This is a genomic window from Anoxybacillus sp. ST4, assembly GCF_019448545.1.
In the GTDB taxonomy this organism is placed as follows: Bacteria; Bacillota; Bacilli; order Bacillales; family Anoxybacillaceae; genus Anoxybacillus; species Anoxybacillus pushchinoensis.
In genome coordinates, this window is the sequence record NZ_JAHZOE010000004.1 from 66,998 (window position 1) to 86,301 (window position 19,304).

Annotated in this window: 23 protein-coding genes; all 23 read right to left on the reverse strand. The window is 45.9% G+C overall.

Annotation, left to right across the window (positions count from 1 at the left end):
* The 23 genes from K1I44_RS04690 to glyA all read right to left on the reverse strand — a co-directional run bounded on the left by K1I44_RS04690 (position 1) and on the right by glyA (position 19,259).
* Entirely contained in the window at positions 1 to 1,518 is a 1,518-nt protein-coding gene (locus K1I44_RS04690) for an NADH-quinone oxidoreductase subunit M (RefSeq protein WP_219985427.1), read from the reverse strand.
* The gene (gene nuoL / locus K1I44_RS04695; RefSeq protein ID WP_219985428.1) at positions 1,518 to 3,374 is read right to left on the reverse strand and encodes an NADH-quinone oxidoreductase subunit L; all 1,857 of its coding nucleotides are present in this window, start codon (positions 3,372 to 3,374) and stop codon (positions 1,518 to 1,520) included. The genes K1I44_RS04690 and nuoL overlap by 1 nt, the downstream gene beginning before the upstream one ends.
* Positions 3,375 to 3,433: 59 nt before the next feature.
* On the reverse strand, positions 3,434 to 3,745 hold the full coding sequence (gene nuoK, locus K1I44_RS04700; protein ID WP_219985429.1) for an NADH-quinone oxidoreductase subunit NuoK: 312 nt from the start codon (positions 3,743 to 3,745) through the stop codon (positions 3,434 to 3,436).
* On the reverse strand, positions 3,742 to 4,251 hold the full coding sequence (locus K1I44_RS04705) for an NADH-quinone oxidoreductase subunit J (protein ID WP_219985430.1): 510 nt from the start codon (positions 4,249 to 4,251) through the stop codon (positions 3,742 to 3,744). The genes nuoK and K1I44_RS04705 overlap by 4 nt, the downstream gene beginning before the upstream one ends.
* Positions 4,248 to 4,667, reverse strand: coding sequence for an NADH-quinone oxidoreductase subunit NuoI (nuoI, locus tag K1I44_RS04710; protein ID WP_003396988.1), 420 nt, complete (start codon positions 4,665 to 4,667; stop codon positions 4,248 to 4,250). The genes K1I44_RS04705 and nuoI overlap by 4 nt, the downstream gene beginning before the upstream one ends.
* A 22-nt stretch (positions 4,668 to 4,689) precedes the next feature.
* On the reverse strand, positions 4,690 to 5,691 hold the full coding sequence (gene nuoH / locus K1I44_RS04715; RefSeq protein WP_219985483.1) for an NADH-quinone oxidoreductase subunit NuoH: 1,002 nt from the start codon (positions 5,689 to 5,691) through the stop codon (positions 4,690 to 4,692).
* The gene (locus K1I44_RS04720) at positions 5,691 to 6,791 is read right to left on the reverse strand and encodes an NADH-quinone oxidoreductase subunit D (protein ID WP_003396992.1); all 1,101 of its coding nucleotides are present in this window, start codon (positions 6,789 to 6,791) and stop codon (positions 5,691 to 5,693) included. Before K1I44_RS04720 ends, nuoH begins: the two co-directional genes overlap by 1 nt.
* Before the next feature lie 3 nt (positions 6,792 to 6,794).
* Positions 6,795 to 7,808 carry an NADH-quinone oxidoreductase subunit C gene (locus K1I44_RS04725; RefSeq protein ID WP_219985431.1) on the reverse strand — a complete coding sequence of 338 codons (1,014 nt, stop codon included), beginning with the start codon at positions 7,806 to 7,808 and terminating at the stop codon, positions 6,795 to 6,797.
* Positions 7,809 to 8,321: a NuoB/complex I 20 kDa subunit family protein gene (locus tag K1I44_RS04730; protein ID WP_003396994.1), complete on the reverse strand. Its 513-nt coding sequence runs from the start codon at positions 8,319 to 8,321 to the stop codon at positions 7,809 to 7,811.
* On the reverse strand, positions 8,312 to 8,710 hold the full coding sequence (locus K1I44_RS04735; RefSeq protein ID WP_035044958.1) for an NADH-quinone oxidoreductase subunit A: 399 nt from the start codon (positions 8,708 to 8,710) through the stop codon (positions 8,312 to 8,314). The genes K1I44_RS04730 and K1I44_RS04735 overlap by 10 nt, the downstream gene beginning before the upstream one ends.
* Before the next feature lie 147 nt (positions 8,711 to 8,857).
* On the reverse strand, positions 8,858 to 9,262 hold the full coding sequence (locus K1I44_RS04740; RefSeq protein ID WP_003396996.1) for a F0F1 ATP synthase subunit epsilon: 405 nt from the start codon (positions 9,260 to 9,262) through the stop codon (positions 8,858 to 8,860).
* Positions 9,263 to 9,285: 23 nt separating this feature from the next.
* Positions 9,286 to 10,707, reverse strand: coding sequence for a F0F1 ATP synthase subunit beta (gene atpD / locus K1I44_RS04745; RefSeq protein WP_003396997.1), 1,422 nt, complete (start codon positions 10,705 to 10,707; stop codon positions 9,286 to 9,288).
* Between the two features lie 28 nt (positions 10,708 to 10,735).
* Complete coding sequence (locus K1I44_RS04750) at positions 10,736 to 11,596, reverse strand: F0F1 ATP synthase subunit gamma (protein ID WP_128999602.1); 861 nt, start codon at positions 11,594 to 11,596, stop codon at positions 10,736 to 10,738.
* A 71-nt stretch (positions 11,597 to 11,667) separates the two neighbouring features.
* A complete protein-coding gene (gene atpA / locus K1I44_RS04755) occupies positions 11,668 to 13,182 on the reverse strand; it encodes a F0F1 ATP synthase subunit alpha (protein ID WP_009360961.1) in 1,515 nt (504 codons plus the stop codon).
* A gap of 24 nt (positions 13,183 to 13,206) precedes the next feature.
* On the reverse strand, positions 13,207 to 13,743 hold the full coding sequence (locus K1I44_RS04760; RefSeq protein ID WP_021095061.1) for a F0F1 ATP synthase subunit delta: 537 nt from the start codon (positions 13,741 to 13,743) through the stop codon (positions 13,207 to 13,209).
* Positions 13,740 to 14,249: a F0F1 ATP synthase subunit B gene (atpF, locus tag K1I44_RS04765; RefSeq protein ID WP_077429188.1), complete on the reverse strand. Its 510-nt coding sequence runs from the start codon at positions 14,247 to 14,249 to the stop codon at positions 13,740 to 13,742. The genes K1I44_RS04760 and atpF overlap by 4 nt, the downstream gene beginning before the upstream one ends.
* Before the next feature lie 147 nt (positions 14,250 to 14,396).
* Positions 14,397 to 14,609 (reverse strand): F0F1 ATP synthase subunit C, encoded by a 213-nt coding sequence (atpE, locus tag K1I44_RS04770; RefSeq protein WP_021095059.1) that lies wholly within the window; start codon positions 14,607 to 14,609, stop codon positions 14,397 to 14,399.
* Positions 14,610 to 14,661: 52 nt separating this feature from the next.
* Complete coding sequence (gene atpB, locus K1I44_RS04775; protein WP_021095058.1) at positions 14,662 to 15,372, reverse strand: F0F1 ATP synthase subunit A; 711 nt, start codon at positions 15,370 to 15,372, stop codon at positions 14,662 to 14,664.
* Positions 15,373 to 15,378: 6 nt separating this feature from the next.
* Complete coding sequence (locus K1I44_RS04780) at positions 15,379 to 15,756, reverse strand: ATP synthase subunit I (protein ID WP_219985432.1); 378 nt, start codon at positions 15,754 to 15,756, stop codon at positions 15,379 to 15,381.
* Positions 15,753 to 15,980 carry an AtpZ/AtpI family protein gene (locus K1I44_RS04785; RefSeq protein ID WP_219985433.1) on the reverse strand — a complete coding sequence of 76 codons (228 nt, stop codon included), beginning with the start codon at positions 15,978 to 15,980 and terminating at the stop codon, positions 15,753 to 15,755. Before K1I44_RS04785 ends, K1I44_RS04780 begins: the two co-directional genes overlap by 4 nt.
* 151 nt (positions 15,981 to 16,131) lie before the next feature.
* Complete coding sequence (gene wecB, locus K1I44_RS04790; RefSeq protein ID WP_219985434.1) at positions 16,132 to 17,283, reverse strand: non-hydrolyzing UDP-N-acetylglucosamine 2-epimerase; 1,152 nt, start codon at positions 17,281 to 17,283, stop codon at positions 16,132 to 16,134.
* A gap of 10 nt (positions 17,284 to 17,293) precedes the next feature.
* On the reverse strand, positions 17,294 to 17,923 hold the full coding sequence (gene upp / locus K1I44_RS04795) for a uracil phosphoribosyltransferase (protein WP_009360966.1): 630 nt from the start codon (positions 17,921 to 17,923) through the stop codon (positions 17,294 to 17,296).
* Positions 17,924 to 18,023: 100 nt separating this feature from the next.
* Positions 18,024 to 19,259, reverse strand: a complete 1,236-nt coding sequence (gene glyA, locus K1I44_RS04800; RefSeq protein ID WP_219985435.1) for a serine hydroxymethyltransferase — start codon at positions 19,257 to 19,259, stop codon at positions 18,024 to 18,026.
* Between the last annotated feature and the right edge of the window lie 45 nt (positions 19,260 to 19,304).

Consider the following 19,304-nt stretch of genomic DNA (forward strand, 5'->3'; position numbering starts at 1 on the left):
TCAACCCCCTAACCCGTTCATCATCGTTTCAATCGTCGTCTGCAGCGGCATCGCCAACACGTTCGGATATACCCCAATGATAACAATAAACAACAGTAAACTAATCGCTGGCACCCATTCGATACCACGTAAATCGTGAACGTTTGTGACCGTTGTTTGCCCGAATGTTATGCGAAGTACCGCCCGCAACAAGTACACTGCCGTCATAATAATACCGAGCGTACCGATCGCCGCTAATAAAGGCTCGGCTCGAAACGCACCAACAAACGCCATAAACTCGCTAATAAATCCCGACGTCCCCGGCAAGCCGAGCGAAGCCATCGCTCCAGCAAGAATAAATCCTGATGCATACGGCATCGTTTTTGCCATTCCACCTAAACGGGCGAGCGTCGTCGTGCGCGTCCGCTCGTACATGACCCCGACGAAGAAGAATAAAAACGCCGCGATAAATCCGTGTGACACCGCTTGGAAAATCGCCCCTTGTATTCCCGCTTCGTTAAGAGATCCAAGGCCGATCAATACAATGCCCATATGCGATACACTTGAGTAAGCGAGCACCATTTTAAAATCGGTTTGTCTAAACGCTAAAAACGCACCGTACAATAAATTTACAACTCCTAAAACGATGAGCCATGTCGAAAATTGTTGGAATTGCCCGGGAAATAATCCGAGGGCGATACGAACGAGACCGAAAGCACCAATTTTTAACAAAACTCCTGCATGCAGCATAACGACAGACGGCGGCGCTTGTACGTGCACGCGCAACATCCAACGATGGAGCGGCACGATCGGCAATTTTACCCCAAATGCGACAAGCAAGGCGATAAACAATCCGTAACGAAGATCGTCGGAAATTGGCGAAATGGTTTGCATTTGCGCAATAGGGTCCGTCAATATGTGGCGCAACTCCGCGATATTCGCTGTGCCGGTGCGGGCGAACAAAATAGCGATCACAATTAACAAAACAGCTGAACCGAGCCCGTTATAAATTAAATAACTATACGCTGCTTTTTCTTTTTCGAAATAGCCCCATTTTCCGATTAAGAAAAACATCGGAATGAGCGTCAATTCGAAAAAGATGAAAAAGAGAACGAGGTTGCTTGCCGCAAAAACGCCAAGCATGCCGATTTCAAGCAATAAAAACAGTTGAAAATAGCCTTTCCATTCTTTTTGAATGGATATGGAAGCAAGCGCAGCGAGCGTTGCTAAAATAGTTGTTAGCACGATCATGACGAGCGCAAAACCGTCGACGTGCAGTTCGTACGCGACCGTAAAATCCGTTTCCCTTAAAAACGGAAAATCGCCAAATCGAATCCATGAACGCTTTTCTGTCAGCTGGCTTATATCATACCCGTTTTGATATTGCCAAAAAGCAAACAACGATAAACATAACGATGGCAACGTCGCCAACACACCGAGCCATTTAATCGCTTTTTCTTGCTCTTTCGAAATCAAGGAAAGAACGAGTATACCTAAAAGCGGGGAGAAAATTAAGAGCGATAAAAAGTATGGCTGCATTATAAATACCCCCCTGTCACCGCAAAAATGACGACGAGAATTGCTAAAGCAACGATCGTCACTGTGCCATACATTTGTACTTGACCGTTTTGTAGACGCGAACCGATTCGTCCGATGCCGCGCGTAGCTGCTGCAAGCGACCGAGCTATTCCTTCGACGAGGAAGCGATCGATGTATTCAAACAGCAAGCTGATGAATGCGGTCGCACGAATGACAGTCAGTCCGTAAAACTCGTCGACGTAATATTTATTCATAAGCACGTTGTACGTCATCGGAAAACGCGACGATAGCCAATCGCGAGCAATCGCCCGTTTGCCATATATGAGCCATGCGAGCGCAATGCCGCATAATGAAACGATTGTCGCAACAATCATAATCCAGCTCGGTCCTTCCGTATGTGCATGCCAGTTCGTTCCTTCCGTCAACCATTCGCCTAAAAACGCTCCCCACGGTGTTTGGACGTAGCCAGAAACGACAGCAAGCACGCCGAGCACAATCATCGGAAGCACCATAACCATTGGCGATTCGTGAACGTCGTGGACGCTCGTTCGCGCTTCCCCTGCAAATACAAGGAAAAATAAGCGGAACATATAAAACGCTGTGAAAAAGGCAGCGATAACGGCGACGACAAATAAACCGACGTGCCCGTGCGTCCACGCGGCAAGTAAAATTTCGTCTTTGCTGAAAAAGCCTGAGAACAACGGAAACCCGCTAATAGCTAACGTTCCGATTAAAAAGAGCGGAGCGGTCCATTTCATCTTTTTCCATAATCCACCCATTTGTTCAATGTTTTGCGTATGCACCGCATGAATAACGCTACCTGCCGCTAAAAAGAGGAGCGCTTTAAAAAATGCATGCGTCATTAAATGAAAGATACCTGCAACATATCCAGCTGAACCGAGCGCCAACATCATGTAGCCGAGCTGGCTGACTGTAGAATACGCGAGTACACGTTTAATGTCTGTTTGTACTAAGCCGATGGACGCTGCAAAAATAGCGGTAAATCCACCGACGTAAGCGACGGTCATCATCGCCGTCTCGCTCGCTTCATAAAGCGGGAACAACGCCGCCACTAAATATACCCCAGCCGCAACCATTGTCGCCGCGTGAATTAATGCGGATACAGGCGTTGGACCTTCCATCGCATCCGGAAGCCACGTATGAAGCGGAAATTGACCTGATTTTCCGACGGCGCCAACGAAAATAAGAACGGCGCTTAACGTGATGATTGTAGTCGATATATTTCCGTTTTGTAACGCGGCAAAAATGGCTTCATATTCAAAGCTTCCTACTTCAAGGAACAATAAAATCATGCCGATCAGCAAGCCGACATCCCCGATGCGCGTCATAATAAACGCTTTTTTCGCTGCAGCTTTTGCTTCTTCTTTGTAAAAATAAAATCCGATCAATAAGAACGAGCCGAGACCGACAAGCTCCCAAAACATGTACGTTTGCAATAAGTTAGGCGATATGACGAGCCCAAGCATCGCAAAAGTAAATAAGCCTAAATATGCATAAAACACCGGAAAGCGCTCATCACCATGCATATACCCTTTCGCATACGTATGTACGAGAAAACTAACAAGCGACACAACAACGAGCATGAGTGCGTTTAACGCATTCACTTCAAAACCGACCGTCAATTGTACATTCCCGATCGTAAGCCATGTGTATGCTTGTTTGTATGTTGGCGCCGTCCATCGCTCATACAACACTCCGAGCGCATATACGAGCGAAATAAACGTCAACAACATCCCTACATACGCGCTTCGTTCTTTTAACTGCTTGCCGACGACAAGCAGCACAACAAACGATACGAACGGAAAAAGCGGTATGAGCCATGCGTTTTCCATCATCGTTCAATCATCCCCTTTTTCAGGTGCGTTTATATATTAACCCCTTTGTTTCCCATCCTTTATCGTTTCATCGTATCGACTTCATCAATATGGATCGTTTTACGGTTGCGGTATAGCGCAATTAAAATCGCTAAACCGACCGCTGCTTCTGCGGCGGCAACGGTAATTGTAAACAGCGAAAACAGTTGCCCTGTAATGCCCGGATTCACCCCATATTTACTAAACGCCACTAAGTTTACGTTGACCGCATTTAACATGAGCTCGATACAAATGAGGACGATCACCGTATTTCGTTTTGTTAACGCTCCGTACAGCCCGATGCAAAATAATAAAAGCGCAAATACGAGATAGGCGGATAACGGTACGCTCATTCTCCCTCCTCCTTATCATCTTTTTTTGCTAAAATGACGGCGCCAACGAGAGCAACGAGCAATAATACAGATGTTAGTTCAAACGGAATGACGTATTTAGAATAAAGGGCAATCCCGATTTGTTCCGTATTGTTTTCATGAAGTCCGACCGCTTCCGTACCGAAATCAAGCGTGCGAATGCCGATGTACATAACCACACCGAATGCTACCGTACCGAGCAACGCGAGCGCTTTACGAAGCGGGCTTCCTGTCGATTGTCCGTCATCTTGGTGGCGCGTCAACATAATGCCAAATAACATAATGATCGTAATTGCTCCGGAGTAAATGAGCACTTGTACTGCCGCAACAAACTCAGCAGATAAAAGCACGTAAATGCCGGCGAGACTGACGAACGTAAATACAAGGGCGACGACCATATGGACGACTTTGTTTAAATTTAACATAAATATGCCGCCGCCTAGCGCAATGAGCGCAAGAACGAAAAATGCGAGATATTGTCCGCTCATGGTTTATTCACCTTCCGCACATTCGTATCGTTTTCGTCAAGCCACGTTAAATCTTTAAATAATTCATCGCGGCTATATTCCGCTAATTCAAAGTTGTTCGTCATGACAATCGCCTCGGTCGGACATACTTCCGTACATAAATCGCATAAAATGCAAATTTCAAAATTAATGTCATACGTATCAATAATTTTTCCTTTTTTCGTCGGGTCCGGATGCTTTTTGCCCGTCAGCTGAATACAGTCGGTCGGGCAAATGTTTGCACACTGATTGCAAACGATACATTTTTCCGGATAAAACTTTTGAATGCCGCGAAAGCGATCCGGAAGCGGAAGCGGTTCATTCGGATAATCGTACGTCACTTTTTCTTTCGTTAAATTTTTCAGCGTATACGCTAATCCTTTCATTAAACCGAGCATTTCTGCCCACCCACCTTTTTATTTAAAAAAATAGTTGTTTCACAAGCGCTGTCACGAAAATGTTCACGAGTGCGACAGGCAATAATACTTTCCAGCCAAACTCCATCAATTGATCGGCGCGGACGCGCGGGAACGTAATGCGGAACCAAATGAATAAAAAGACGACGAAACTAAACTTTAAGGCAAACCAAACCGCTCCTGGAATAAAACCGAGAAACGGAAGCGGATGCCATCCCCCTAAGAAAAGAACAGTTGTTAAAGCTGCCATCGCAAAAAAGTATACGTACTCGGCAAGCATGAAAAACGCCCAACGGAAGCCAGAGTATTCTACGTGGAATCCTGCAACAAGCTCCGATTCTGCTTCCGGCAAGTCAAACGGCGTTCGGTTTAACTCTGCCACAGCGGCGATGAGGAAAACGAGAAATCCGATCGGCTGCGCGATAATAAACCAAACATCTTTTTGCGCCTCAACAATGTCGTTTAAGTTTAAGCTTCCCGCCAACAAAATGACGCCAATGACCGACATGACGAGAGGCACTTCATATGAAATCATTTGCGCGGCTGCGCGCATGCCTCCAAGTAGTGCATATTTGTTGTTGGACGCCCATGCGCCTGTCACAACGCCAATCGTCGTTAATCCTGATACCGCGATGTAATACAACAAGCCAACGCCAATATCAGCAAATTGCAACGCATCAGTAAACGGCAACGCTGCAAGTACCATAAAGGCAGGGGCAAACGCGATAACCGGCGCTAAAATAAACAACGGCCGATCGGCTGCTTTTGGAATCGTATCTTCTTTCAACAGTAGTTTTAATACGTCCGCAACCGTCTGCAATAACCCCCAGCGACCTCCCACTTGGTTCGGGCCGATGCGTCCTTGCATAAATCCCATTACTTTTCGTTCCGCTAAAATGCCGTACGTAACAAACCCTAATACAACGAGCAACAAGCCAACACCAATCGCGAAAAATATCGCAACGTTCGTCCAGCTCGGCGTCGACTGTAAAAGTTGTTCCATCATCATCCATCGACCTCCCCAAGCACGATATCAATCGCGCCAAGTATCGCAATTAAATTCGCGATATTTTCCCCTTTTAATAGTTTCGGAAGGATTTGCAAATTATAAAATGACGGTCGACGGAATTTTAAGCGATACGGCTCTTTTTTCCCGTCGCTCGCAATATAGCACCCAATTTCCCCGCGCGGCGACTCGATGCGGACGTATGCTTCTCCCGGCGGCGCTTTAATGATTTTTGGCACTTTTGCCATAATTTCGCCGCCATTTGGAAACTGCTCACACGCCTGCTCGATAATACGAAGCGATTGTTCAATTTCAGCAAGGCGGCATTCATAGCGGGCGAAGCAATCACCTTCCGTACGAACAGGCACGTCAAAATCAAACCGATCGTAAATAGAATACGGCTCATCTTTTCGTAAATCCCATTTTACACCTGTACAACGCAAATTGACGCCGCTTAATGAATACGCCAACGCTTCTTCTTTCGTATACTTTCCGACTCCGATGACGCGATTGCGGAAAATTTCGTTTCCTGTGACGAGCTCATGATATCCTTCCAGCTGTTTGCGCATATACGGAACGAACTGCTTCACTTTATCGATCCATCCGTCTGGCGCATCCCATTTCACACCGCCAACACGCATGTAGTTAAACGTTAGGCGTGCGCCTGATAGTTCGTTTAATAAATTAATAATCATTTCCCGCTCACGAAACGCATATAAAAACGGGCTGACTGCACCAATATCAAGCAAATACGTACCCCACCAAACGAGATGGCTCGCAATGCGGCCGAGCTCCATCGCAAGCACACGCAAATATTCGGCCCGCTCCGGCACTTCAATGCCCATCATTGTTTCTACCGCATGGCAAATGACGTAGTTGTTCGTCATCGCTGATAAATAGTCCATGCGGTCGGTGTACGGAATAATTTGTGTATATTGTAAATTTTCAGCGATTTTTTCGGTGCCGCGGTGAAGATAACCGATGACAGGAGTCGCTTCTTTAATGATTTCCCCATCGATTTTTAGCACGAGGCGAAACACGCCGTGTGTGCTCGGATGTTGCGGTCCGACGTTTAAAAGCATCTCCTCTGTTCTAAGCACATTTTATCCCTCCATATCGTACGGCTCGTAATCTTTTCGGAGCGGATAGCCGACCCAGTTCTCCCCTAAAAATATGCGAATGAGTTGCGGATGACCTTCGAAACGAATGCCAAGTAAATCGTACGCTTCGCACTCTGGCCAATTCGCCCCTGGCCAAAGCGGAACGAGGGAATCGATCACCGGATGGTCACGATCAATTTTCACTTTCAACGCAACAGATTGGCGATTTTTATAGGAGTACAAGTGCACGTACACTTCCATATGCGTTTGAAAATCCGTTCCGTGCAACTCCGATAAATAATCAAAACTTAGCTGCTCATTATATTTTAAAAACTCAGCCACTTTAAAATATGTATCTTTTTTCACAACGAGTGTCGGTACGTCTTTCGACAAACGATTGATGTAAGCGTTTTCTAGCACGTCTTTTCCGAAATGTTGTTCAATCACTTTGACGTATTTGTCGAGATATGGCTGATTTGGTGAAGGTTTTTCCTCTTTTTGTTCAGCGACATCTGCACTTTTTGCTTTTGCTGCTGCTGCAGCTTTCGCTTTCGCTGCTGCTGCCGCTTTTTTCTTCGCCAACTCTTCTTCGCTTAGTTCGCTTGACTCCAGCGCCTTTTGTTTCGCTAGCGCTGCAGCTTTTGCTTTCGCCGCTGCTGCCGCTTTTTTCTTCGCCAACTCTTCTTCGCTTAGTTCGCTTGATTCCAGCGCCTTTTGTTTCGCTAGCGCTGCAGCTTTTGCTTTCGCCGCTGCTGCCGCTTTTTTCTTCGCCAACTCTTCTTCGCTTAATTCGCCTGACTCCAGCGCCTTTTGTTTCGCTAGCGCTGCAGCTTTTGCTTTCGCCGCCGCTGCCGCTTTTTTCTTCGTAAGCGCAACATCATCTTCCTGTTCGAGCGTCGGCTCAGTTTGTTTCGCTTGTTCAGCTGTTTGTTTGGCAGCAAGACGCTCTTTTGCTAATTGTTTCGCCCGTTCGGCCGCTTCTTTTTTTAGTTGCTGTAAATCTTTCTCATCGCTCATTTACAGCACCCTCTTTCCTGTTTTTGCTTCATAGCGAATCTTCTCTTTTAACTTATTAATGCCATAAATAAGGGCAGCTGGATTTGGCGGACAGCCTGGAATATATACATCAACAGGGACGATTTGATCGACACCTTTCACAACGCAATACGATTTCACGTACGGACCACCTGCCGTTGCGCATGATCCCATCGCAATGACCCATTTCGGTTCAGGCATTTGATCGTACAAGCGGCGAACAATTGGCGCCATTTTTTTCGTGACTGTACCTGAGACGATCATTACATCTGATTGACGCGGCGACGTGCGGAAGAAAGATCCGAAACGATCTAAGTCGTAATGGGAAGAGCCGACTCCCATCATCTCAATGGCGCAACAGGCAAGTCCGAACGTAAGCGGCCATAGCGAGTTGCTGCGCGCCCACGCTTTTAGCTGTTCTAATGTCGTTAAAAAGACGTTGCGGCGCATTTCTTCCATTTCTTGATCTGATACGTTCAATAATTTTACATCCATTTTAACACCTTCTTCTTCCAAGCATACACAAGTCCAATCAACAACATGATGACGAAAATGAGCATTTCGATGATGGCAAATGCACCGAGCTTTTCAAATGCCACCGCCCACGGATATAAAAATACAGTTTCTACATCAAAAATGACGAACAGCAACGCAAAGATGTAATATCTGACGTTAAATTGCACGCGCGAATCGTGGAATGGATCCAATCCGCTCTCGTACGTTGTTTGTTTCGCTGCATTCGGCGCATGTGGACGAAGAAAACGTCCTGCTGTGAGCGCAACGATCGGAAGCAAAATACCTAAACAAAGAAACACAAAGACGACTACATAACTGTTTACATACACGTTCAACGATGGCCCACCCCTTTGTGACTTTATACACATTTTTCGAAAACGTCATACTATTACGACTGTAACCGATAACATTATATCACTTCTTCACATATGTGTCGATAAAACTTGTTCCAAAAACAAGAAAAACACCCCCTCTTTCTAATAACAAAAAAACCCTAAGAGACGATGCTCTTAGGGTTAAAAGTTGCGATTCGCGACATTTAAACGGTTGAGCGCGCGACGTAAAGCTAGCTCAGCCCGCTTATGATCAATATCTTCTTGTTTCGCTTGCAGACGGCGTTCAGCCCGCTCTTTCGCCGCTTTTGCACGCGCCACATCAATATCTTCTGCTCGTTCCGCTGCTTGCGCCAAAATCGTGACGCGATCAGGGCGAACTTCTAAAAAGCCGCCGCTCACCGCGACAAGCTCTGTCGCGTTTCCTTTTTTCAAACGAACCGCGCCAATCTCTAGCGGTGCGACCATCGGAATGTGCCCTGGCAACACGCCGAGTTCGCCGCTTTGCGCTTTAGCGCTCACCATTTCCACATCCGCTTCATATACTGGGCCGTCCGGAGTTACGACACTGACTTTAATCGTCTTCATGGAAAATCCTCCTCGGTCCCTTATTAAACTTCTACGCCCATTTTTCTCGCTTTTTCAATTACTTCTTCAATGCGGCCAACTAAGCGGAACGCATCTTCTGGAAGATGGTCATATTTTCCTTCCAAAATTTCTTTAAAGCCACGAACTGTCTCTTTTACAGGAACGTATGAACCTGGTTGTCCTGTAAACTGTTCAGCAACGTGGAAGTTTTGTGATAAGAAGAACTGAATGCGACGAGCGCGATGAACGACAAGTTTATCTTCTTCTGAAAGCTCATCCATACCGAGAATCGCAATAATGTCTTGCAATTCTTTGTAGCGCTGTAACGTTTGTTGTACTTTGCGCGCAACTTGATAGTGCTCTTCACCGACGATTTCAGGCGAAAGCGCACGAGATGTCGATGCGAGTGGGTCTACCGCTGGGTAAATACCCATCTCTGATAGTTTACGCTCTAAGTTTGTCGTTGCATCTAAGTGCGCGAACGTTGTCGCTGGCGCTGGGTCTGTGTAGTCGTCCGCTGGTACGTAAATCGCTTGGATCGATGTAACCGAACCGACTGCTGTTGATGTAATACGCTCTTGTAATTGACCCATTTCTGTCGCAAGCGTTGGTTGGTAACCTACCGCCGAAGGCATGCGTCCTAATAGGGCGGAAACTTCTGAACCTGCTTGCGTGAAGCGGAAAATGTTATCGATGAAGAACAATACGTCTTGTCCTTGCTCATCACGGAAATATTCCGCCATCGTCAATCCTGTTAATGCGACGCGCATACGTGCTCCAGGCGGCTCGTTCATTTGACCGAATACCATCGCTGTTTTGTTAATAACGCCAGAGTCTTTCATTTCATGGTACAAGTCGTTTCCTTCGCGCGTGCGCTCACCAACGCCCGCGAATACGGAAATACCACCGTGCTCTTGCGCGATGTTGTTAATTAACTCTTGAATTAAAACCGTTTTTCCTACCCCTGCACCACCGAACAAACCGATTTTTCCACCTTTAATATAAGGTGCAAGCAAGTCAACGACTTTAATTCCTGTTTCAAGAATTTCAACTTGTGTTGAAAGCTGTTCGAATTTTGGTGCCGGACGGTGAATCGAATCGCGGCGAGCGTCTGCCGGGATGTCTTCCCCTAAGTCAATCGGCTCCCCTAGTACGTTAAATACGCGTCCGAGCGTCACTTCACCAACAGGAACAGAAATTGGTGCTCCTGTATCAATGACTTCCATGCCACGCACTAATCCGTCTGTCGTTGACATCGCAATTGTGCGTACTGTATCGTCCCCAAGGTGAAGGGCTACTTCTAACGTTAAGTCAATATCGACTTCTTTTTCGTTACGCGCTTTATGTTTAATTTTTAGGGCGTTGTAAATCGCAGGTAAGTGTCCGTCTTCGAACTTTACGTCTACAACAGGACCCATAACTTGAATAACGCGTCCTTTTGCCATCGTTTTCCCTCCTAACTAACTGCTTAAGCTATTGCAAGGCGTTCGCTCCGGCCACAATCTCTGTAATTTCTTGCGTAATTGCTGCTTGACGGGCACGGTTGTAAGAAAGTGTAAGCGTCCGAATCAATTCTTTTGCGTTGTCTGTTGCGTTTTTCATCGCCGTCATACGCGCAGCATGTTCGCTCGCTTTTGCATCAAGCAACGCGCCATAAATTAAGCTTTCAGCGTATTGCGGCAACAACACTTCTAAAATTTCTTCTTGTGACGGCTCAAATTCGTAAGCTGTCAACTTTTTATCGGAAGCTAAATCCGTTAACGGCAACAGCTTTTTCTCCGTTACATCTTGTTGGATGGCGCTCACGAAATGGTTGTAAAACATATACAGTTCATCAAACGTACCATCCGCAAACATATTGACAGTTTTGTTCGCAATTTCTTTAATATCCGCAAACGTCGGTTGATCTGGCAAACCGGTAATATGTAAAGCTACTGGGATGTTGCGGCGTTTAAAGAAATTTAAACCGACGCGGCCGATTGCAATAATCGCATATTCTTCTGGCGAACGGTGACGCTCTTGAATCGTTTGAAAAACGGCACGAAGCACGTTGCTATTGTAAGCACCTGCTAAACCGCGGTCAGACGTAATGACTAAATATCCCGTCTTTTTGACTGGGCGCTTCACAAGCATCGGATGAGAAGCGTCATTGCTGCCAAGTGCAACGCTCGCGACGACTTCTTCAATTTTTTCCATGTACGGCGTGAACGATCTCGCATTATGTTCCGCACGGTTTAACTTTGAGGCCGAGACCATTTCCATCGCTTTCGTAATTTGGCTCGTCTTTTTTGTCGTGTTAATGCGCGCTTTTATATCGCGTAACGATGCTCCCAAAGGTTTCACCACCTTTTTCGCTCAATTGTTGAAAGGGGGGCGGAACAGCTTAACTGCTCCGCTTACGTTTCTTACTCCGATACAACAAACGTCTTTTTGAACGCTTCAATTGCTTTATTGAAGTCTTCTTCGTTTGGAAGATCGCCTGTTGTGCGAATATGCTCCATTAGTTTTTGACCGTTCTCGTCCTTATCTAACCATGCATGGAACTCTTTTTCAAAGCGGCGAATATCTTCGACTGGAATATCATCTAAGAAACCGCGCGTTAATGCATAAATGATCGCTACTTGCTTTTCAACTGGCAGCGGCTCATGTAAACCTTGTTTTAACACTTCAACTGTGCGCGCACCGCGAGCAAGTTTTGCTTGTGTCGCTTTATCAAGGTCGGAACCGAACTGCGCGAACGCCTCTAGCTCACGATATGCCGCTAAGTCAAGACGCAACGTACCTGATACTTTTTTCATCGCTTTAATTTGCGCTGCTCCACCGACGCGCGATACGGAAAGACCGGCGTTAATCGCTGGACGCACACCAGAGAAGAACAAATCAGACTGCAAGAAAATTTGTCCGTCTGTAATAGAAATGACGTTCGTCGGAATGTATGCTGAAATGTCGCCCGCTTGCGTCTCAACGAAAGGTAACGCTGTTAATGAACCTGCACCTTTTGCATCGCTTAATTTTGCTGCGCGCTCAAGCAAGCGAGAATGCAAGTAGAATACGTCACCCGGATACGCTTCACGACCTGGCGGACGGCGTAATAATAACGAAAGCTCACGATAAGCTGCCGCTTGTTTTGATAAATCATCATATACAACGAGAACGTGTTGTCCTTTGTACATGAAGTATTCGCCCATCGTTACGCCCGCATATGGCGCTAAGAATAAAAGTGGAGCTGGCTGTGATGCAGAAGCCGTCACGACAATTGTGTAATCTAATGCCCCGTATTTGCGCAACGTTTCAACGACGTTACGAACGGTTGATTCTTTTTGTCCAATGGCAACGTAAATACAAATCATGTTTTTACCTTTTTGGTTGATGATTGTATCTACTGCAACGGACGTTTTACCTGTTTGACGGTCTCCGATAATTAACTCACGCTGACCGCGACCGATTGGCACAAGCGCGTCAATCGCTTTAATTCCCGTTTGTAATGGCTCATGAACAGATTTACGATCCATAACGCCAGGTGCTGGGCTTTCAATCGGGCGAGTTTCTGTCGTTTCAATTGGACCGAGCCCGTCAACTGGTTGTCCTAATGGATTTACGACGCGACCGATTAACGCTTCACCGACTGGCACTTCCATAATGCGACCTGTACGACGTACTTCATCGCCTTCTTTAATGCCTGTGTACGGTCCTAAAATAACGATACCGACGTTGTTTTCCTCTAAGTTTAGCGCCAGTCCCATGACGCCGTTGGCAAACTCAACAAGCTCTCCTGACATAACGTTGTCGAGGCCATGAGCACGAGCGATTCCGTCACCAACTTGAATGACTGTGCCAACATCGCTCACTTCGATTTCAGACTGATAGTTTTCGATTTGCTTTTTTATCAGCGCGCTAATTTCTTCCGCTTTGATGCTCATGCATTTCACCCCTATCTATAAATGTTAGCGAGTTAACTGTCGCTGTAATCTTGCTAGTTTTCCGCTGACGCTTCCGTCGAAAATGCGATTGCCGATGCGCACTTTTACCCCACCGATCACATCTTTATCGATGATGTTTGTGATGCGAAGCGTGTCGACGCCGACTTTTTTCGCAAACACTTCTGCAAGCGCCTTCGTTTCGTCTTCTGTTAACGGACGAGCCGAATAAACGATCGCTTCAGCTACACCGCGCGCCTCATTCGCTAGCGTAATGAAAGCATCTACTAAATCTTCTACAATGTCGATGCGATGACGATCTAAAAGCAACATAAACGTATGTTGCAGTACATTTGAAACGCTTGCAAACGCTTCTTGGATGAGCGCTTTCTTTTTCGCTAGCGCAACTTTCGGATGGTTCAATACAGAAAGAAGCGCTTCATTTTGTGCAAATACTTGTTTAACGACGCGAAGTTCCTGTTCGAGCTGATCAAGAAGCTGTTGTTCTTTCGCAATTTCAAAAAGTGCCGACGCATATCGTTTCGCTACGACTTGTTTGTTCATCGGCGTTCTCCTACCTCTTGAATATATTCGCTAATCAGCTTTGCTTGATCTTGTTCGCTCAATTCTTTTTCAATTACTTTCGATGCAATAAGTACGGATAAGGAAGCAACTTGTTGGCGCAACGCCGCCATCGCTTGTTCTTTCTCTTGCGCGATTTCTTGTTTCGCGACTTCTTTTAAGCGCTCCGCTTCAGCGCGCGCTGCTTGAATGATTTGCTCTTTTTGCTCTTCACCGAGCTTGCGTGCTTCCTCGATAAGTGCTTGCGCTTCTTGGCGCGATTTTTTCATTAATTCACGTTGCTCTTCTGCAAGCTTTTTCGCTTCTTGATGATGTTTTTCTGCTTGCTCGATTTCGTTCGCAATATGCTCTTCGCGTTGCTTCATGACGCCCATTAACGGCCCAAATGCATATTTACGTAGCAAGAACATGAGCAAGAGGAACATGAGTAACTGGAATGCAATATCACCACCGTTGAACCCATGTCCACCAGCACCTAATACAAACATGTTTACCACCGCGCGTTTCACTCCCTTCAAAAATCGCCCGAATATCGCTCGGAGCGTGTGCGTACGAACATAAAGGAATGGCGAAGGTTCTCGTATGAGACGGACTTCGCCATTATTGAACCGTTTCGTATAAGTTCACTTTGACAATTACATGCCCATAACCATGAACGCTACGACAACCGCGATAATCGGAATCGCTTCGACTAGTGCTACCCCGATGAACATCGTCGTTTGAAGTGCTCCACGAGCCTCAGGTTGACGAGCAATTCCTTCTACCGTACGGCTGACAATCATACCGTTACCAAATCCTGCACCAAGTGCTGCTAAACCGATTGCAATTGCAGCTGCTAAAGCTCCCATATTTAACTCCTCCTTAAAAGCTGTTTTTTGAGAACAAAGTTGTTAATATATTCTAATGGTCATGGCTCACTTTGTGAGACATATAAACCATCGTTAACATAGTGAAAATAAATGCTTGAATCGCACCAACGAAAATACTAAATGCTTGCCATACAATTGTAGGAATGATCGCTACAACCGTGCCAGCAAATCCAGTCGCTAGACTACCAGCCAACAATCCTAGCAAAATTTCACCCGCGAAAATGTTTCCGTATAAACGGAGACCGAGCGTCAGAGTATTCGCAAACTCCTCAATAATCTTCAACGGGAACAAAAACGGCATCGGGCTGACAAAACCTTCGGCATATCCTTTTAACCCTTTCATTTTAATGCCGTAATAGTGAGACAATCCAACTACCATTGTAGCTAGTGTAAGTGTGATCACAGGATCAGCGGTCGGGGACTTCCACCATAGTTCGTCGTTAATGACGACCGCAAAAGGTAGACCAAGCATATTGGCTACAAAAATATACATAATCAGCGTAACACCTAAAACTTGGAATCTCCCGCCTGTTTGCCAATCCATGTTACTTTTAATAATTCCTTTAACAAAATCCATAACCCACTCAAGAAAATTTTGCATGCCAGTTGGTTTCATCGACAAGTTGCGGGTAGCCAATAAAGCGATCACAAAAACGATGGCGGATGTAACCGTAATCATCATTACGTTTGACAAATTAAAGGTTAATCCAAACAATTCATACAGAGGAGCCTCATGATGCACCTTTACTCACCTCTCTTCCCCTTTGTTTTTTTGGAAAAAGAAATCTATCATAATGACAACATAAGATGTCATTAATCCTACCACTATCCAAACGATCGACAAGTGTTCTGGATAACGCAACGCAAAAATGGCACCCAATGTAGCGGCCGCCATGCGTGAGAGCATGCCGAGTGAAACTACTCGTCTCCCTAGAATAACAGCTCGTCCTAGTCGCTCAACCCTTCTAATGAGCGTCCACGTATTAAATAAGCCGACAATCGTTCCAATAATTAAACTTAAAAATATTTTTTCGTATGACGAAAAACCCCATCCTAATACATAAACAGCCAACAAATATAGTATGTATGATTTGTGACGTCGCCAATGTTGCTGTAGCTCGTTCATTTTTCCTCTCCTGAAAAAAATGAGCGAATGAGGCGAATCATCGCATAAACACCAGCCGCTAAGCCGAGCAACAAGCCGACAATCAAAAAGAGCGGTTCAGTGTCAAAACGCTCGTCGGCAAAACGTCCCCCAAAAATCCCAACTAAGACGGATCCGACAAGTTGAGAAGAGATGGCCGTCATCAAACCGATCGCTCGAAACGGGTGGCGCTCACGTTGTCGCATACGAAAGCCTCACTTTTCATTTTCAGAATTTACTGTATTTTTAAAAAGGTTATCCTTATCCCTTTGTAAGCATACAATAGTGAAAACGTGATGTCAATGCGTTCGGTCACAAAAGTAGGGAAAATTTTTGGTAGAAAAAAGGGATGCGTCATCACATCCCTTTTTCGTGTTGAAATGGCGTCGGTGGAACATCGCTTTGCCCGAAATAATAACGAATCGCTTCGACAATCCGCTTTGATGCCCATCCGTCACCGTACGGATTTGACGCTTTCGCCATTTGGTCATATGCTTTTTCGTCCGTCAGTAGCTCGCTAGCTAACTTGTAAATCGTTTGTTCGTCCGTTCCAGCTAATTTTAGCGTTCCCGCCTCGATCCCTTCCGGACGCTCTGTCGTATCGCGCAACACGAGGACAGGCACACCGAGGGAAGGCGCTTCTTCTTGAACGCCGCCTGAATCGGTTAAAATCATATATGCACGGGCTGCGAAGTTATGGAAATCTACGACATCTAACGGCTCGATTAAATGAATGCGTTCATCGTCTCCTAATATATCATTCGCCAATTCGCGAACGACGGGATTTAAATGAACGGGATAAACAACTTGAACGTCGCGGTAATCGTCTACGAGCCGTTTAATCGCCCGGAACATATTGCGCATCGGTTCACCGAGGTTTTCGCGGCGATGCGCCGTCAGTAAAATCATACGGCTTCCCGCTACCTTTTCTAAAATCGGGTGGGTATACGTGTCGCGCACCGTCGTTTTTAACGCGTCAATCGCGGTGTTGCCGGTAATAAAAATGGCGTCGTCCCGCTTGTTTTCCGCTCGTAAATTTTCCGCTGCTTTCGCTGTCGGGGCAAAATGCAAATCAGCTAGTACCCCCGTTAATTGGCGATTCATTTCTTCTGGAAACGGCGAGTATTTATTCCACGTTCTTAATCCCGCTTCTACGTGCCCAACAGCAATTTGGTTGTAAAACGCCGCAAGGCTAGCGACAAATGTCGTTGTCGTGTCGCCGTGGACGAGCACGATGTCAGGCTTTACTTTTTTCATGACGTCGTCTAAGCCAGCAAGCGCTCTTGTCGTAATATCGACAAGCGTTTGACGCTCTTTCATAATGTTTAAATCGTAATGCGGTTGAATACCAAAAATATCAAGCACTTGATCAAGCATTTGTCGATGTTGTGCTGTAACGGTAACGATCGACTCAATGTCCTCGTATTGTTGCAATTGTAAAACGAGCGGAGCCATTTTAATGGCTTCCGGTCTCGTTCCGAAAATGGTCATGACTTTTCGTTTTCCCATTATGCTCACCTTACTTCGTTCCAAATAGACGATCTCCAGCATCGCCAAGACCTGGAACAATATAGCCATGATCGTTTAGCTTTTCGTCTAACGCAGCGATGTAAATGTCGACGTCTGGATGCGCTTGTTGCACCGCTTCTACCCCTTCTGGTGCAGCAATTAAGCACATAAACTTAATGTTTTTTGCCCCACGTTTTTTTAACGCATGGATCGCTTCGACAGCCGATCCGCCTGTCGCAAGCATCGGGTCGACAACAATAAAGTCGCGCTCTTCGACGTCTGTCGGAAGCTTTACGTAATATTCAACCGGCTTTAACGTCTCTGGATCGCGATACAATCCGATATGACCTACTTTCGCAGCTGGAATGAGCTTTAAAATGCCGTCTACCATTCCAATTCCTGCACGCAAAATCGGAATGATGCCTAATTTCTTCCCTGCGATTACTTTCGCTTTTGCTTTGCTGACAGGCGTCTCAATTTCGACTTCTTGAAGCGGCAAGTCACGTGTAATTTCAAACGCCATAAGCGTTGCCACTTCTTCGACAAGCTCTCGGAACTCTTTCGTTCCTGTATGTTTGTCGCGAATGTATGTAAGCTTATGTTGAATTAACGGATGATCAAATACGTACACTTTACTCATGTCAGTCGCCCCTTTTTTCATATGCATTCTTGTAAATTTTACATAAAAACAAACGAGGATTCAACTCGCGATGAAAGAAAAAGGTGCCCCAATGGACACCTTATACATATAGTGGGAATTTTTCAGTTAAGGCAGCAACACGTTGGCGCGCCTCTTCTAATTTTTGCTCATCGTCTTTATATTTGAGCGCAAGCGAGATGATGCGCGCAATTTCATCCATTTCCTCAAGCCCAAATCCGCGGCTTGTCACCGCTGCTGTACCGATGCGAATGCCGCTAGTAACGAACGGGCTTTCTGGATCATACGGAATCGTGTTTTTATTGACCGTAATGCCAATGTCATCGAGAACTTTTTCAGCGACTTTTCCTGTTAAACCAATGGAACGTAAATCGATTAACAATAAATGGTTGTCTGTGCCGCCAGAGACGAGCGTAAACCCTTCGGCCGTTAAGGCTTCGGCTAGATGCTTAGCATTGTTCACGATGTTTTGGGCATATGTTTTAAAGTCATCTTGTAACGCCTCGCCGAGCGCGACTGCTTTCGCGGCGATGACGTGCATAAGCGGGCCCCCTTGAATGCCTGGGAAAATCGCTTTATCAATTTGTTTCGCAAACTGCTCTTGGCATAAAATCATTCCTCCGCGCGGACCACGTAACGTTTTATGCGTCGTTGTCGTCACAAAATGGGCGTAAGGAACAGGATTCGGATGCAAGCCTGCCGCCACAAGCCCCGCGATATGCGCCATATCAACCATGAGATATGCGCCCACTTCATCCGCAATTTCACGGAACTTCGCAAAGTCAATCGTGCGAGGATATGCGCTTGCCCCAGCAACGATCAATTTCGGTTTATGTTTTAATGCTTTTTCGCGAACGTCATCATAGTTAATGCGATGCGTTTCCGGATCGACGCCATATTCAACGAAATTGTACTGCATACCGCTAAAGTTCACCGGGCTTCCGTGCGTTAAATGCCCTCCGTGCGACAAATTCATGCCAAGCACTGTATCCCCGTGTTGTAAAACTGTAAAATAGACAGCCATGTTCGCCTGTGCCCCTGAATGAGGCTGAACATTTGCATGCTCGGCTCCGAACAATTGTTTCGCACGTTCACGCGCAAGCTCTTCTACGACGTCGACATGTTCACAACCACCGTAATAGCGACGTCCCGGATATCCTTCTGCATATTTGTTTGTTAACACCGATCCTTGCGCTTCCATCACTGCTTTACTAACGAAGTTTTCTGATGCAATCAGTTCAATTTTTGTTTGTTGTCGTTTTAATTCATCTTGAATAGCTTGAAATACTTTCGGATCTTGCTGTGACAAGCGACTCATCGACAATCCTCCCCTAAATTGTGAATATTCTTTTTTATCTTAACA

Coding starts and splice junctions, on each gene's coding strand:
- K1I44_RS04690 (WP_219985427.1), bottom strand. CDS start 1,518: ATGCAGCCATACTTTTTATCGCTCTTAATTTTCTCCCCGCTTTTAGGT.
- nuoL (WP_219985428.1), bottom strand. CDS start 3,374: ATGATGGAAAACGCATGGCTCATACCGCTTTTTCCGTTCGTATCGTTT.
- nuoK (WP_219985429.1), bottom strand. CDS start 3,745: ATGAGCGTACCGTTATCCGCCTATCTCGTATTTGCGCTTTTATTATTT.
- K1I44_RS04705 (WP_219985430.1), bottom strand. CDS start 4,251: ATGAGCGGACAATATCTCGCATTTTTCGTTCTTGCGCTCATTGCGCTA.
- nuoI (WP_003396988.1), bottom strand. CDS start 4,667: ATGCTCGGTTTAATGAAAGGATTAGCGTATACGCTGAAAAATTTAACG.
- nuoH (WP_219985483.1), bottom strand. CDS start 5,691: ATGATGGAACAACTTTTACAGTCGACGCCGAGCTGGACGAACGTTGCG.
- K1I44_RS04725 (WP_219985431.1), bottom strand. CDS start 7,808: ATGAGCGATGAGAAAGATTTACAGCAACTAAAAAAAGAAGCGGCCGAA.
- K1I44_RS04730 (WP_003396994.1), bottom strand. CDS start 8,321: ATGGATGTAAAATTATTGAACGTATCAGATCAAGAAATGGAAGAAATG.
- K1I44_RS04735 (WP_035044958.1), bottom strand. CDS start 8,710: ATGTGTATAAAGTCACAAAGGGGTGGGCCATCGTTGAACGTGTATGTA.
- K1I44_RS04740 (WP_003396996.1), bottom strand. CDS start 9,262: ATGAAGACGATTAAAGTCAGTGTCGTAACTCCGGACGGCCCAGTATAT.
- atpD (WP_003396997.1), bottom strand. CDS start 10,707: ATGGCAAAAGGACGCGTTATTCAAGTTATGGGTCCTGTTGTAGACGTA.
- atpA (WP_009360961.1), bottom strand. CDS start 13,182: ATGAGCATCAAAGCGGAAGAAATTAGCGCGCTGATAAAAAAGCAAATC.
- K1I44_RS04760 (WP_021095061.1), bottom strand. CDS start 13,743: ATGAACAAACAAGTCGTAGCGAAACGATATGCGTCGGCACTTTTTGAA.
- atpF (WP_077429188.1), bottom strand. CDS start 14,249: ATGTTTGTATTAGGTGCTGGTGGACATGGGTTCAACGGTGGTGATATT.
- atpE (WP_021095059.1), bottom strand. CDS start 14,609: ATGGGAGCTTTAGCAGCTGCAATTGCAATCGGTTTAGCAGCACTTGGT.
- K1I44_RS04780 (WP_219985432.1), bottom strand. CDS start 15,756: ATGAACGAGCTACAGCAACATTGGCGACGTCACAAATCATACATACTA.
- K1I44_RS04785 (WP_219985433.1), bottom strand. CDS start 15,980: ATGCGACAACGTGAGCGCCACCCGTTTCGAGCGATCGGTTTGATGACG.
- wecB (WP_219985434.1), bottom strand. CDS start 17,283: ATGGGAAAACGAAAAGTCATGACCATTTTCGGAACGAGACCGGAAGCC.
- upp (WP_009360966.1), bottom strand. CDS start 17,923: ATGAGTAAAGTGTACGTATTTGATCATCCGTTAATTCAACATAAGCTT.
- glyA (WP_219985435.1), bottom strand. CDS start 19,259: ATGAGTCGCTTGTCACAGCAAGATCCGAAAGTATTTCAAGCTATTCAA.